Origin of the sequence: Candidatus Agathobaculum pullicola, assembly GCF_052117205.1 — a bacterium.
GTDB lineage: Bacteria > Bacillota > Clostridia > Oscillospirales > Butyricicoccaceae > Agathobaculum > Agathobaculum pullicola.
Genome location: NZ_JBQKJP010000027.1, coordinates 23609 through 38142, shown reverse-complemented (window position 1 = coordinate 38142; position 14534 = coordinate 23609). Strand labels below are relative to the sequence as shown.

The 14534-nt window shown below is 58.3% G+C and carries 13 protein-coding genes; 8 read left to right on the top strand and 5 right to left on the bottom strand.

Features of this window, described 5'->3' with window-relative positions:
- The first annotated feature begins 211 nt into the window (after nucleotides 1-211).
- Nucleotides 212-1294: a peptidylprolyl isomerase gene (locus ACTQ3V_RS10190; RefSeq protein WP_441467403.1), complete on the top strand. Its 1083-nt coding sequence runs from the start codon at nucleotides 212-214 to the stop codon at nucleotides 1292-1294.
- 112 nt (nucleotides 1295-1406) lie between these two features.
- Here the strand turns inward: ACTQ3V_RS10190 and ACTQ3V_RS10185 are convergent, their stop codons facing one another.
- The 4 genes from ACTQ3V_RS10185 to asnB are packed head-to-tail and all read right to left on the bottom strand — an operon-like array spanning nucleotide 1407 to nucleotide 5688.
- Nucleotides 1407-1949 (bottom strand): peptidoglycan-binding domain-containing protein, encoded by a 543-nt coding sequence (locus ACTQ3V_RS10185; protein ID WP_441467402.1) that lies wholly within the window; start codon nucleotides 1947-1949, stop codon nucleotides 1407-1409.
- Nucleotides 1949-3376 (bottom strand): peptidoglycan-binding domain-containing protein, encoded by a 1428-nt coding sequence (locus tag ACTQ3V_RS10180; protein ID WP_441467401.1) that lies wholly within the window; start codon nucleotides 3374-3376, stop codon nucleotides 1949-1951. Before ACTQ3V_RS10180 ends, ACTQ3V_RS10185 begins: the two co-directional genes overlap by 1 nt.
- A 6-nt stretch (nucleotides 3377-3382) precedes the next feature.
- Nucleotides 3383-3862, bottom strand: coding sequence for a carboxypeptidase-like regulatory domain-containing protein (locus ACTQ3V_RS10175; protein ID WP_441467400.1), 480 nt, complete (start codon nucleotides 3860-3862; stop codon nucleotides 3383-3385).
- Entirely contained in the window at nucleotides 3859-5688 is a 1830-nt protein-coding gene (gene asnB / locus ACTQ3V_RS10170) for an asparagine synthase (glutamine-hydrolyzing) (RefSeq protein WP_441467399.1), read from the bottom strand. Before asnB ends, ACTQ3V_RS10175 begins: the two co-directional genes overlap by 4 nt.
- 354 nt (nucleotides 5689-6042) lie before the next feature.
- On the opposite strand from asnB, the gene ACTQ3V_RS10165 reads away from it, so the two are divergent.
- The 3 genes from ACTQ3V_RS10165 to acrA are packed head-to-tail and all read left to right on the top strand — an operon-like array spanning nucleotide 6043 to nucleotide 9150.
- A complete protein-coding gene (locus ACTQ3V_RS10165; RefSeq protein WP_441467398.1) occupies nucleotides 6043-7194 on the top strand; it encodes an acyl-CoA dehydrogenase in 1152 nt (383 codons plus the stop codon).
- Between the two features lie 21 nt (nucleotides 7195-7215).
- Entirely contained in the window at nucleotides 7216-8016 is an 801-nt protein-coding gene (acrB, locus tag ACTQ3V_RS10160; protein WP_441467397.1) for an acryloyl-CoA reductase electron transfer subunit gamma, read from the top strand.
- Between the two features lie 18 nt (nucleotides 8017-8034).
- The gene (gene acrA / locus ACTQ3V_RS10155; protein WP_441467396.1) at nucleotides 8035-9150 is read left to right on the top strand and encodes an acryloyl-CoA reductase electron transfer subunit beta; all 1116 of its coding nucleotides are present in this window, start codon (nucleotides 8035-8037) and stop codon (nucleotides 9148-9150) included.
- A gap of 213 nt (nucleotides 9151-9363) precedes the next feature.
- On the opposite strand, the gene fdxA is transcribed toward acrA, so the two are convergent.
- Nucleotides 9364-9534, bottom strand: a complete 171-nt coding sequence (gene fdxA, locus ACTQ3V_RS10150) for a 4Fe-4S ferredoxin (protein ID WP_441467395.1) — start codon at nucleotides 9532-9534, stop codon at nucleotides 9364-9366.
- 305 nt (nucleotides 9535-9839) lie between these two features.
- On the opposite strand from fdxA, the gene ACTQ3V_RS10145 reads away from it, so the two are divergent.
- The 4 genes from ACTQ3V_RS10145 to ACTQ3V_RS10130 are packed head-to-tail and all read left to right on the top strand — an operon-like array spanning nucleotide 9840 to nucleotide 14389.
- Nucleotides 9840-10295 carry a CtsR family transcriptional regulator gene (locus ACTQ3V_RS10145; protein ID WP_441467394.1) on the top strand — a complete coding sequence of 152 codons (456 nt, stop codon included), beginning with the start codon at nucleotides 9840-9842 and terminating at the stop codon, nucleotides 10293-10295.
- A gap of 51 nt (nucleotides 10296-10346) precedes the next feature.
- Nucleotides 10347-10883, top strand: a complete 537-nt coding sequence (locus ACTQ3V_RS10140; RefSeq protein WP_441467393.1) for a UvrB/UvrC motif-containing protein — start codon at nucleotides 10347-10349, stop codon at nucleotides 10881-10883.
- Nucleotides 10880-11881 (top strand): ATP--guanido phosphotransferase, encoded by a 1002-nt coding sequence (locus ACTQ3V_RS10135; RefSeq protein ID WP_441467392.1) that lies wholly within the window; start codon nucleotides 10880-10882, stop codon nucleotides 11879-11881. The genes ACTQ3V_RS10140 and ACTQ3V_RS10135 overlap by 4 nt, the downstream gene beginning before the upstream one ends.
- Before the next feature lie 42 nt (nucleotides 11882-11923).
- On the top strand, nucleotides 11924-14389 hold the full coding sequence (locus tag ACTQ3V_RS10130; protein ID WP_441467391.1) for an ATP-dependent Clp protease ATP-binding subunit: 2466 nt from the start codon (nucleotides 11924-11926) through the stop codon (nucleotides 14387-14389).
- The last annotated feature ends 145 nt before the right edge of the window (nucleotides 14390-14534 follow it).

Sequence of the window (14534 nt, the reverse complement as noted above, 5' to 3'; positions counted from 1 at the left end):
GGATATGGCCCCCTCTCGTCAAGTTAAGTGTAGCAACTCAACTTTAACCGATGAGGCCTTATCCTTCATCCCTTTTTTATTCAACTGTCCAAGATGTATTGTACTCCTACAGACGGATTGTGACGATTTTGTGTTTTTGCTTGTATCGCCTTCTGAAAGGTGCTATACTGATTAAAGTCTGTTTTGATTACGCAATAAGGAGAGTTAGAATATGAGCAAAATGGTGCAGCGCGCCGTCGCGCTGGTTGTGATGCTGGTTGTGGTTATGGGCGGTACCATCTGGGGAACGGCAAGCATGACCATTCAGTATCAGCCGCTGAACAGTGGTGCGCCGGTTGTGATGACGGTCAACGGCGACGAGGTGTGCGCGGATGAATATGCGGGCTATATGCTGTACAACATGGCGTATTATGCCAATATGTATGCGCAGTTCGGCATGAGCGACGTGTGGAATGACGAATATGCCGCCGCAACGCTGGGCTCTTCCATGCCGCAGGCTGCCAAGGACCAATCGGTCTATGCGCGCGTGGTATTGCAGAAGTTTCAAGAACTGGGCCTCAAGCCGACCTACGCACAGGAAAAGCAGATGACCCAGCTGCGGCAGGATACCATTGATTCGATGGGGTATGACGCTTTTGTCAAGCAAATCGCCGGCTTCGGCTTCTCGGACCAGAGCTATAGCAACTTTATGTATATCAGCCTGTGCTATAATGCGCTCAATGAGTATTATTTCGGTGAAAACGGCGCCAGTGTGCCGAGTGACGAGGATCTGCGGCAGTATTTCGCCGACAATTACATCGCCGCCAAGCATATCCTGATTTCGACCGTCGACTCCACTACGGGCGAAACCATCCGCACGGATGAGGAGGCTAAGACCGAGGCGCAGAAGATTCTGGACCGTATCAATGCGGGCGAGGATTATGACGAGCTGATGAACGCATACAGCGAGGACCCGGGCTTGGCCGGCAACCCGGACGGCTACATCTTTACCAATGGGGACATGGTCGCTGAGTTTTACGACGGCGCCAAGGCGCTGGGCGAGGACGAGGTATCCGGTCTGATCAAGTCGCCTTACGGCTATCACATCATCAAGCGCGTACCGCTGGATATCGAAGGCCAACTGGAGAACTATAAAAGCGTGCTGACAACGGCGGTAGCCGGCACGATGGACGATCTGCTGACCCAGTGGATGGAGGAAGCGGACGTGCAGACGACCGAAGTATATGATGAAATCACCTATCAGAACGTGCGCGATTATCTGCCCACCGAGGTGCAGGAGATTCTCAATGCGTAGGACGCGACATCGGACGCATCTGCCACGGATGACGCGGCTGCCGAAACCGCAGATACAGCGGAATAACGCTATGATACAACAAAAAGGACGCCTTCGGGCGTCCTTTTTGTTGTTATTCCAGCGTCCACGCCAGCGGTGTGCGGCCGAAAAAACTGTTATGGAACAGGGCAAGCGCTGCCCAGGTGGCACGGTCGGTCTCGCCGGTCTGCGGCAGCTGGAATACTCCTTGTGCTTGGCGCACACCGGCCTCGGTGTCGGCGTCGTATTCGCCGGTCAGGGGGACGGGGAGCACACTCCCAAAGTGCGGCGCAGCCGTACCCAGCATGAGTTGGAGCACAAAGACCGAGGGGCCTTTGTCCCCGCGCTTGAGTTTGCTATCCATGCCCGCCGGGAAAAAGTTGACCGCAGCCGGCAGTGCGTCAAGGTCGGTCAGGGCAAGATAGGCGGCGTAGATGGCCGTCCATGTGTCGAAATTAGCCGTACCTGTCACGGGCAGGCGGCCCCGCCGCTGAAATTCCCGCACGGCGGCAGCGGTTTCCGGACCGAAAATCCCATCCGGTGCGAGCGGCTGCAATGCGCCCTGTTCCTGCTGGATGCGGCGCAGAAACCGCTGCAAATCGTAAATATGCGTCCTGCGCTGGCTGTCGGTATACATCAGGCGGTCGCCTCCTCTCCCACGGGATAGCCCGGGTATTGTCCTTCGCTGGTTTGCGAGGACACCAGTACGTCACGCGCAAGCAAGGCCATTTCCTCCCATGTCAGCGGGCCGATTGCACCGGTAGCGGGCAGGCCGGATATCGACTGGATGACCGAAACCGCGTTTCGTGTCGCGGGACCGAATATACCGTCGACCGCGACGGACGGCACCTCGGGATAGCCGCGTGCGATGATGTTGATAAGCTCCTGTGCCTCGCGCACCGCTTCGCCGCGCATCCCTTCCACGAGGAAGATGTCCGGCAGACCGGCGACCTCGCCCAAAAAGCCCTGATCGGGCTGCACGGCCAGCACGGATTGATAGGTAGACACCAGCGCGTTCCATGTGTTGCGGCCGACGATACCGTCCACGGTCAGCCCCATCATGCGCTGATACGCTTCGACGGCCTCACGCGTGCGCGGACCGAAGATGCCGTCAATCTGGCTGGGCTGCCAGCGCGGCAGCTGGTCGTAATACTCGCCCACAATCGCAAGAAAATACTGAAGTAGCTGTACGCCCGGACCGGTCGCGCCTTCGCGCAGCGTTTCGGGGAACTGGCGAGAGATTTCCTCGAGCAGAAGGCCCTCGCTGTCCAGCTCGCTCAGGCGCTTGACGTTGTTGTAGATAAACGCGATGCGGTACCACGTCGCGCGGCCGACGATGCCGTCCACTCCAAGGTTGAATTGCTTCTGGAAGGCGCGAACCGCACGCTCGGTGTCCGCGTCGTAGATGCCGTCGACCGGATAGATTTTCGGGATATTGGGATAGTTGGTCGAGATACGGTTGAGGCGGTTTTGTATGGTGCGTACCTCCTCGGACACATCGCCCAGCCGGAAGGTCACGCCCGGCCACGACCCGCCGAGGTTGGGCGCAATTGGGGCGTTTCGCACAATGTTGATGTCGTCTCCATAGTAATATCGCACAATTTCCTCCGCAGTCATACCCTGCTCGGCCAGCGGCACCGTTCCCCATTGGCTCAGGCCGCCGGGACAGGTCACCGTCGTGCCGTTGCAGTACTGGGCGAACAGCGGCTCGATGGCGTTGCCGCGGGTGAGGTAACTGTTGAACATATCGTCTACAATGGTGGAAATATTCTCGAAAATGTCGCGCCCGGGGACAAAGGATTGGTCGAAGCGCGTGGAGTTGGTGATGTCGAAATCATAGCCCTGCGCGCGGTACCATTCGGTGAACACGCGGTTGAGCGCATAGGAGATTTGCGCGTAAATATTGGCGCGGATGGCCTCCTCGGGCCATGTTGGATAGATTTCCGAAGAGGCAACGTTTTTGATGTAGTCGGCAAATGGGACGGTGACATTCTGCGCGGCGGATGAGGGCGTGCCCAGATGCACCGTGATGGTTTCCGGGATGGTCACCGGGGACTGGGGCAAAGCGAATCACTCCTCTGCATTGGGATTGGATTGGTCGTGGTACAGCACCTGTGGCTCGCCCGTGGCGGTCAGATCGGTCTGGGCGGAGGATTGGTTTTCCGGCAGCGGCGTGAGCGCCACGGGCAGCACAGCGGGCACGCCGGAAAACATGGTCACATGCAGCGCGGTGACCGGGGTGTAGCCCGGGTGCGCGACTTCGACGGTATAGACCGCGTAGGGCAGGCCGCCGTCCGGCGTCATGGAGTTGGAACGCGGCGGGGTGGGCAGCGTCATGGGCGGCGTCATACCGCCCGCATCCGTGCGCACCGAGTAGAGCAGATCGCGCGCGCCGGTCTCGTCGGCCGCGGTCGATACCGTGACCGAGGCGTCAGCCAGCGGCAGTGCGCCGAGCGCGGTCGTGACAACCACGCGCAGCACGGCGGAATCTTCGGTGGGATTGGGCATGGGAAAAACCTCCTTGTCAAGCGGGCTGGGGCAGCCGGTCACACCAGCCGCACCTTGTACTGCCGCAGCCAGCGGTCGATTTGGATGATATAGGCGAAAATCTGTGGGGTGCGCATGAGCTGGCCGTACCACGGCTCGGCCAGACTTTCCGGCTTTTCCATGAGCGCCTCGACGGCGGCATGGTTAAAGAGATGCGCGGCAATGGAGTCGCTGTCCTCGAAGATGCGGCGGACATAGTCCGCGCACAGGCGGGTATAGGCCGGGTGGAAGGTCTTGGGATAGGGGCTTTTTTTGCGCACGACGATTTCCTCCGGCAGTTCGTGCGCAAATGCGCGGCGCACGATGCCCTTTTCCCGGCCCTCCAGCGCCTTGAAATCCCATGGCATGTTGTAGGCATACTCGACAATGCGATGGTCGCAGAAGGGCACGCGCACCTCCAAACCGGAATACATACTCATGCGGTCCTTGCGGTCGAGCAAAGTCGCCATAAACCAGTCCAGATTGAGCACGAACATTTCGCGCATGCGTGCGTCTTTTGCGCTGTCGGAGGGAAGCTTTTCCGCGCGGCGGCAGGTGGCAAGATAGTGCTCGCGGACAAATTCCGCACCGTCCCGCACGATACCGGGCGCGAGTAGGCCGAGCCGAAGGTCAACCGAGCGCGACCACGGGAAGGTGTCCTCAAACAGGATTTCCTCCCGGTGGTACCATGGGTAGCCGCCGAACAACTCGTCGGCGCACTCGCCGGACAGGCAGACGGTCGTGCCGCCTTGCTTTACCGCTGCGCAGAACAGCAGCAGCGAGGAGTCCACGTCCGCCATGCCGGGTAGGTCGCGCGCGTCGGTCGCGGGCAGCAGCGCCGCGCATAGGGCGTCCGGCTCGATGACAACATTATGGTGCTTTGTGCCGAGTGCATCGACCATCATCTGAATGAATTCGTTGTCACTGTTGGGCTGAAAGCTGTTTTTGGTGAAGTATTTGTCGTTGTCGCGGTAGTCAACCGACCAAGTATGCAGCGTTTCGCCGCGGGCGGCGTATGTCTTGGCAGCCAGCATGGACAGGATGGAGGAATCCAGCCCGCCCGACAGAAAACAAGCAAGCGGTACATCGGACACCAGCTGCCGCTGCGCCGCGTCGCAGATCAGCTCATGTGTGCGTGCAATCGTGGTTTCTAGATCGTCTGTGTGCTCATGTGCCTCCAGCTTCCAATAGGTGCGGTCGGCGTAGCCCTCGGGTGTGAGCACCGCGTAATGCCCGGGCAGCAGTGAGTCGACCTGCCGGAATACACCGGACGCGGGTGGGCGCGCAGGACCGAGCAGCAGCACGGCGCGCAGGCCGTCCTCGTCTACCTCAGGCTCGACCGCCGGGTGGCACAGCACCGCGCCGACGGTTGAACCAAATACGATGCCGTCCTGCAAGTGTGCGACAAACAGGGGCTTAACACCCAGACGATCGCGGCACAGCACGAGTCGCCGTTCTTTCTTCTGCCAGATGGCGAACGCGAAAATACCGTTGAGACGCGCAAAAGCGTCTGTGTCCCATTCAAGGAAGGCGTGCAGCAGCACCTCGGTATCCGAATGGCCACGGAATGTGTGTCCGCGTGCGAGCAGGTCTTTGCGTATTTCTTCTGTATTATATAACTCTCCGTTATATACCAACACCGTGTTTTCGTCGGGCGCGCACATGGGCTGCGAGCCGCCGTCCGGGTCAATGACGATAAGGCGCCGATGGACGAGCACTGCGTCCTCGTCCTGATAGTCCCCCGCCGCGTCCGGACCGCGCGGCGTCAGGCTGCGCTGCATGCGCTTTGCCGCTGCGGCGTAGCGGCGCGCGTCGTGTTCATAATCGACAAAGCCGCCGATTCCACACATAGACTTTTCCTCCTTATATAATGGCCTTCCTTGCTTTTTATGCAGAAGGGGCGGGAAATATGAGAAAAACCGCTGGGATACGATGTGGGACACCGGATGTGTAATACACTATAATGCAAACAATCTCCCGGATTCCACACAGAGTTTAAAATACGGGTTTACAATGGAAAAAAACGGGTCGAAAATCTCACGCAAAAGTGTGTTAAATCCTTGACATATTCCCGGCAAACGATATAATAGAAATAGACATGCTCCAAAGTAGGGTGTTGGCTTGGAACGCAGCGCTGCGGCCCATGGGCATCGGGCGCTGTGTTTTTCTGTACACCCGCGAATATTTTTTGGGAGGTATATGGCATGGATTTTAGGCTTACAAAAGAAGAAGCACTGTTCCAGAAGATGTGCCGTGAGTTCGCGCTTAACGAAGTAGAGCCGCTCGCAGCCGAGATCGACGAGCAGGAGCGCTATCCGGAAGAGACTGTCCAGAAGCTGATGAAGTATGGCCTGATGGGCATTCAGTTCCCCAAGGAAGTCGGCGGCTCCGGCGGCAACTATGTTTGCTACTCTATCGCAATCGAAGAGGTTAGCCGCGTGTGCGGCACCACCGGTGCGATTATTTCCGCGCACGGCACGCTGGGCGCTTGGCCGATCTACGCGTTCGGTACGCCCGAGCAGAAGGAAAAGTGGCTCCGCCCGCTCATCGAGCCTAAGGAAGGCGCAAAGGTGGGCGCATTCGGCCTGACCGAGCCCAACGCGGGCACTGACTCCGCTGCACAGCAGACCATCGCTGAGAAGCAGCCGGATGGCTCCTACATCCTCAATGGTACCAAGGTGTTCATCACCGGCGGCGGCCGCGCGGATACTTATGTTGTTTTCGCGATGACCGATAAGAGCAAGGGCAACAAGGGCATTTCCGCGTTCATCGTGGACAAGGATGACCCGGGCTTCTCCATCGGCAAGATCGAGCACAAGATGGGCATTCGCGGCTCGCAGACCTCCGAGCTGATTTTTGAAGATGTGCATCTGCCGGCTGACCGTCTGCTCGGCAAGGAGAACGGCGGCTTTAAGATTGCTATGATGACGCTGGACGGCGGCCGTATCGGTATCGCTTCTCAGGCGCTCGGCATCGCGCAGGGCGCGCTGGATAAGGCGATCCAGTACATGAAGGAGCGCGTTCAGTTCGGCAAGACGCTGGACAAGTTCCAGGGCCTGCAGTGGATGGTAGCCGATATGTACACCCAGATCGACGCTGCTCGTCTGCTCGTTCGCCGCGCTGCGTTCAACCACGACGTGGGTCTGCCGTTTACCAAGGAAGCTGCTATGGCAAAGCTGTACGCTTCTGAAGTGGCAATGGACGTTACCACCAAGTGTGTCCAGATCTACGGCGGCTACGGTTATATCCGTGAGTACCCGATGGAGCGCATGATGCGTGACGCTAAGATCACCGAGATCTACGAGGGCACTTCTCAGGTTCAGAGAATGGTCATCGCCGGTCAGATTCTGCGCTAAGTAAAGGAGGAAAACTGAACTATGAAGGCAATTGTTTGTGTAAAGCAGGTTCCGGATACCTCCGGTAAGGTTGCAGTCAATCCCGACGGCACGCTCAACCGCGCATCCATGGAAACCATCACCAACCCGGACGACCTCAACGCGGTTGAGGCTGCGCTCAAGCTCAAGGACGAGACCGGCTGCAAGGTCGTTGTCGTGACCATGGGCCCGGCTCCGGCAGAAGGCATGCTCCGCGAGCTGCTCGCGATGGGCGCGGACGAGGCGGTTCTGGTTTCCGCTCGTGAGTTCGGCGGTTCGGATACCTTTGCAACTTCTCAGATCCTCGCGGCCGCTGTCAAGAAGATTGGCCTTGAGGATGACGATATCGTATTCTGCGGCCGTCAGGCAATCGACGGCGACACCGCGCAGGTAGGCTCCCAGATCGCGGAGAAGCTCGAAATCCCGCAGATCTCCTACGCTGCGGAAATCAAGAAGGAAGGCAACACCGTCACCGTTAAGCGTATGCTCGAGGACGGCTACATGACCATCCAGACGCAGACCCCCTGCCTGCTGACCTGCATCAAGGAGCTGAACGTTCCGCGTTACATGTCTCTGAGCGGCATTATGGACTGCTACTCCAAGCCGGTTTCGGTCTATGACTACAATACCCTCAAGGACGATCCGCTGATCGATCCCACCACCATCGGCCTGAAGGGTTCTCCCACCAACATCTTCAAGTCCTTTACGCCCCCGCAGAAGGGTCAGGGCAAGATGCTCGAGGGTGCTGACAAGAACACCTGCGAAACGCTCGCAGCTGAGCTTCTCAAGAAGCACATCATCTGATCGAAAGGAGAAACTATAATGGCTGAATTCAATAACACCAACCTGGCCGATTTTTCCGGCGTATGGGTATTCTGTGAGCAGCGTCAGGGCAAGCTCCAGCCGACCGTTTTGGAGCTGATTTCTGAGGCGCGCAAGCTGGCGGACGACATGGGCGGCGAGGTATGCGGCCTGCTGCTGGGCGGCAAGGGCGTAGGCGACGCAATGGTCAAGGAACTGGGCGCGTACGGCGCAGACAAGGTTCTGGTTGCGGAGGACGACCTGCTTGAGACTTACACAACCGACGCATACGCAAAGGTGATTTGCGACGTGGTTATGGAGAAGAAGCCGGAGATCATGCTGATCGCGGCGACCAACATCGGCCGTGACCTCGGCCCGCGTTGCGCAGCTCGTCTGCACACCGGCCTGACCGCGGACTGCACGCATCTGGACGTTGACGTTGAGAAGTACGCTGCGTTCCTGCAGGAGTCTTCCACGCTGCCGCAGGCGCAGATCGACGCGCTCGACCGTGCTGACCGCAACCTGAAGATGACCCGTCCGGCATTCGGCGGTCACCTGATGGCGACCATCATCTGCCCGCGCTTCCGTCCGCAGATGGCGACCGTTCGTCCGGGCGTTCTGAAGAAGGGCGAGTACGACGAGGCGAAGGCAAACGCTGTTGTGGTTGAGAAGGTTGCCGTACAGCTGTCCGACGCGGATCTGCAGACCAAGGTTCTGGAAGTAGTCAAGGAAGCCAAGGAACTGGTTGACCTGACTGGCGCTGAGGTTGTTGTATCCGTTGGCCGCGGCATCTCCAAGGACGTTGAGACTGGCATCAAGCTGGCGGAAGAGCTGGCTGCCCTGTTCGGCGGCGTTGTTGGCGGCAGCCGTGCAGCGACCGACGCTGGCTGGCTGACGGCTGACCATCAGGTAGGTCAGACCGGCAAGACCGTACATCCGAAGCTGTATGTTGCGCTGGGCATCTCCGGTGCTATCCAGCACAAGGCCGGCATGCAGGATTCCGAGTGCATCGTGGCAGTCAACAAGGCTGATTCCGCTCCGATCTTCGACGTAGCCGACTACGGCATCTGCGGCGACCTGTTCAAGGTTGTTCCGATGATGATTGATGCTATCAAGGCTGCACAGGCTTCCAAGTGAGTTCAAGCCTGAGACAATCGGATTTTGCACTGAAATTCATATAAAAACGAGCCTGTCCATTTGGACAGGCTCGTTTTGCATATATCAATATATCGCATGTGTGCAGAAAATACAAACAAAGCAAAACGCCTGAAGGCGACAGAGTCGCTTTCAGGCGTTGTTGTGTTCCGGTGAACCGGATTTTGTTAGGTATTTCGCGTCTATGCTAAACAATTAGCCCTGCGAAATAGCGCCTACCGGGCAGGTACCTGCGCAGCTGCCGCAGTCGATGCAAGTGTCCGGATTGATCTCGTACTTGCCGTCGCCCTCAGAAATAGCGCCTACCGGGCACTCGCCCGCGCAAGAACCACAGCTGATGCAAGCATCGCTAATAACATATGCCATTGGTATTGCACCTCCATTTGAATTTACACATTTATTGTAACACAAGTATGAGAAAAAGCAATAAAAAGCAGGGGTTAACAATGGCTAACTTTTGAAAAAACAAAACAAAGTCAAAAAGTAAAAAACGCTAAATAAAAGAGATTGAATTAGAAAAAAAGAGAAAAGACTGGATTTTCAATAAATTTATCCGGGAAATGGTCAGAAATGGTCAGAAAATTCTCTTGCGTTTTGCTGCGATATCTCCTATAATATAGACAAAGGTCAGGAAAGGTCAGAAAGAGACCGAGACCGAAGGAGGTGTTCACATGAAAATGTCGGATGTCATAGCCGATTTTATCGGCGAGATGCTTTCGTCGGGTGGCGGCGTGGCTGAGGTACAGCGCAAAAGTCTGGCGGACCGTTTTTCGTGTGTGCCAAGTCAAATCAACTATGTGATTGAGACACGCTTCACACCGGAACACGGGTATCTGGTCGAAAGTCAGCGCGGCGGCGGCGGATACATCCGCATTGTGCGGCTGATGGACGACAAGCAACGCACGTTGCTGGAAGCGGCCCGTGGTATCGGCGGCAGGCTCACGCAAAATGATGCGGCCCGACTGACACGCGCACTGCTGTCGGCGGAGCTGCTGACGCAGCGGGAAGCGCAGCTTCTGCTTTCGGCATGCTCGGACGGTGCGCTGGCCGAGGTGGGCAAAACCGATCGCGATCGTCTGCGCGCCGCGATCTTCCGATGCGCGGTGATGGGCATTGCCACAGCATAACAATAGGTAACAAAATCACTTGAGATAGATTCTCGAAAGGAGAAATGACTTATGAAATGCGAGAAATGCGGTAAGAATGAAGCGACGATGTATTATAAGGAAACCGTAAACGGTGTAACGCGCGAAATGCACCTGTGCGAAGACTGCGCGAAGAAGGAAAACATTGGCGGCGCGTTTGAAAATGCGTTCGCCTCGATGAACCATTTCTGGAGCGACCCATTCCATTCGTTCCTTGGCGGCGGCTTTGGCAGCGTGTGGAACGATATGCTGGGTGCGCCGACCGCGACGCTGCTCGGCACCGAGCGCAAATGCCCGACCTGCGGTATGACCGAAAGCGAATTGCGGCGGACCGGCCGTGTGGGCTGTCCGGATTGCTACAACACATTCTCGGATGTCCTGAATCCATATGTCGAAAAGATTCACGGCGCAACGCAGCACATCGGTGCGGCCCCGGCTGCCGAGCAGCCCAAGGCCGACCCCATCGAAACATTGCGGGCACAGCTGAAAACCGCAGTCGAAAACGAAGAATATGAGCAGGCCGCACGCCTGCGTGATGAGATTCGCAGAATGGAGGGCGAGCAAAAATGAGCATGTTTGAAATTCATGGCGGTTTTACCGGCCTTGCGGCAACCAGCCGCGTGCGGCTTGCCCGTAACCTGAAGGGCTACCCCTTCCGTCTAACCGAAGCACAACACAAGGAAATCGCGGACAAAGTGTTCGCGGCCTTGCAGAATAATCCGACCGTCGGGCCGGAATTTGAGAAAAAACAGATTATCCCGCGCTCGACCGAAGCGTCACAGCTGGTCGAAGAGCATCTGATTTCGCCCGAGCTGGCGCAGAATGGCGGTTGGCTGATTGTCTCGAAGGACGGCGGCGTGTCCATCATGGTGGGCGAGGAAGACCACCTGCGCTTACAGGTGATCGGCACTGGGCTGTGCCCGAAGGAGTGTCTGGAAACGGCAAACCGCATCGCGGCGCTGATCGAAGGCGAGCTGCCGTTTGCTTACGATGAGCGGCTGGGCTACCTGACCGCCTGCCCGACCAATGTCGGCACCGGCCTGCGGGCCTCCATAATGCTGCACCTGCCCATGCTGACGGCAGCGGGTGAGATTGGCCGGATGACCGGCTACGCCGGCAGTCGTGGCTGCGCGGTGCGCGGCGCCTACGGCGAAGGTTCCAAGGCGGTCGGCGGCTTCTATCAGATTTCCAATCAGGTCACGCTCGGCGCTTCGGCGGCTGAGTTGACCGATAAGCTGGTCGAGACTGCGACCACCATCATTGACGCGGAAAAGAAGACGCGCGAACAGGTGCGCAGCCAGAACGAAGCCGGTCTGCGCGACCGTATCTACCGCGCGGCAGGTACGCTGCGCTCGGCTTACCTGATCGACACCGGAGAGGCTGTGCAGTGCATCTCGGATGTGCTGGTTGGCCTGCAAATGGGCTTGCTGTCGGGCGTAGAGCCGCAGAAGCTGTATGAACTCGAACAGCGCATCCGTCCGGCAATGCTGACCGGTACGCCGCAGGAGCGCGACTGCAAGCGTGCAGAGTTGTTGCGCGCAGCAGCCAAAGATTTAATGATAGAATAACCGAACTTGAACTTTTTCCCTTTCGGAAAGGAGTGTTGACCTATGTTTTATCAGAACCGTTTTACCGAGCGTGCACAGCAGGCACTGACCAAGGCGCAGGAAGCCGCCGCATCGTTCGGACACAGCTATATCGGCTCGGAGCATCTGCTGCTCGGCCTGCTGCGGGAGGAGGGCGGCCCGGCGGCCAAGGCATTGGCTGCCTGCGGCGTGACCGACGACGCGCTGGTTAAGCAGATTGAAGAGCTGTCCGGCCGCGGCACGCCCGACAGCACCGCCCCGCAGGGCATGACCCCGCGCACCAAGCGTATCATTGAACTGTCTATCCAGTCCGCTGCCCACATGGGAACAAACTATGTCGGCACCGAGCATCTGTTGCTCGGTTTGCTGAACGAGGGGCAGAATGTTGCGTTGACCGCGTTGGCAAACCTCAAAGTCACCCCGCAGATGGTGGCTGAGAAGCTCAGCGAAGCATTGGGCGGCGTCCAGCAGGGCGAAGGCCCCGGCTCAGCCGGGGCGTCCGGCAAGTCGGGCGACGCGCTGGAGCAGTTCGGCCGCGACTTGACCGCCGCTGCCCGCGAAGGCAAGCTCGACCCGGTTATTGGCCGCAGCAAGGAAATCCAGCGTGTGATTCAGATTCTGTCCCGCCGTACCAAGAACAACCCCGCGCTGATCGGCGACCCCGGCGTCGGCAAGACTGCCGTGGTCGAAGGACTCGCGCAGAAGATCGTCGCGGGCGATGTGCCGGAGACGCTGAAGGACAAGCGCGTCGTGTCGCTTGACCTGACCGGCATGATCGCGGGCACCAAGTACCGCGGCGAGTTCGAGGAGCGCATCAAGAAGGTCATCGAAGAACTGACCGCTAACAAGAATACCATCCTGTTCGTTGACGAGATGCACATGCTGATGGGCGCGGGCGCTGCTGAGGGAGCGGCAGACGCTGCAAACATTTTGAAGCCCGCCCTGTCCCGCGGCGAGGTGCAAGTTATCGGCGCGACTACGCTCGATGAATATCGCAAGAACATCGAAAAGGACGCGGCACTTGAGCGCCGTTTCCAGCCTGTCCAGATCGACGAGCCGAGTCCGGAGGATGCAGTCGAAATCCTCAAGGGCCTGCGCGACCGCTACGAAGCGCACCACCGGATCAAGATTCCGGATGAAGCCATCGAAGCTGCCGTCAAGCTGTCTGTGCGCTATGTGACTGGCCGTTTCCTGCCGGATAAGGCGATTGACGTGATCGACGAAGCCTGCTCACGCGTTCGCCTGTCCACGCTGACCACGCCGCCCGACCTCAAGCAGATGGAGGACGAAATCACCGCCATCGCCGCGAAGAAGGAAGAGGCCGTCAAGGGGCAGGACTACGAGAACGCTGCGAAGCTGCGCGATGAAGAGAAGAATAAGCGCGAAGCACTCGAAGCGCGCCGCAAGGAGTGGTCGGAGCAGCAGACCAAGGCGCACGGCGCTGTGACCGAGGACGACATTGCGGCCGTCATCTCGGGCTGGACCGGCATCCCGGTTGCGCAGATGACCGAGGACGAGGGTCAGCGCTTGCTGCACCTTGAGGATACGCTGCATGAGCGTGTCATCGGCCAGAACGAGGCCGTTACCGCGGTCGCCAAGGCAATCCGCCGCGGACGTGTCGGTCTGCGCGACCCCAAGCGCCCGATTGGTTCGTTCCTGTTCCTTGGCCCGACCGGCGTAGGCAAAACCGAGCTGTCCAAGGCGCTGGCGGAAGCCATGTTCGGTGACGAAAACGCCATGATCCGTATTGATATGTCGGAATACATGGAAAAACATGCGGTTTCCCGCATGATCGGTTCGCCTCCGGGATATGTTGGCTACGATGAGGGCGGTCAGCTGTCCGAAAAGGTACGCCGCCATCCGTATTCGGTTGTGCTGTTCGACGAGATTGAAAAGGCGCATCCGGATGTGTTCAACATCCTGCTGCAAATCCTTGAGGACGGCGTGCTGACCGACGGTCAGGGTCGCCATGTGGACTTCAAGAACACCATCATTATCATGACCTCCAACATCGGCGCGCAGAAGATTACGGGCAACGCCCGTAAGTCGCTGGGCTTTGCCGAGGGCGGAGAAGGTACTGCGGAGCGTACCTTCGAGCAAATCAAGGAGGACGTACTGAGCGAGCTGAAAACCGTGGTGCGTCCGGAATTCCTCAACCGTATTGATGACATCATCGTGTTCAACCGTCTGAGCGAGGACGAGATCGCCCAGATTGCGGACGGTATGCTGCGCAAGGTTGCCGAGCGCATGCAGGAAATGGGCATTACCATGGACTGGACCGACGCGGCCAAGAAGCATCTTGCCAAGGCCGGCTTCGATCCGGTATACGGTGCGCGCCCGCTGCGCCGCGCGGTGACGAACGAGGTCGAGGATCTGGTAGCCGAGCAGTCGCTGGAAGGCAAGATTCAGTCCGGCGACCATGTGACACTGGATGCCGAGGACGACAAGCTGACGCTCCGGCCTGCTGCCGCGGCAGAGGCGCAGGCATAAATAATGCCATACACTTCCCATTTCTATATACAACACCCAAATGGGCAACGCCCCCGACGCTGGAATGGCATCGGGGGCGTTGTCGTGTGCACAGAGGAGCTTTGCAATGGACGGGAAACAGAAGTCGGAAAACGTTGTTAAAAGT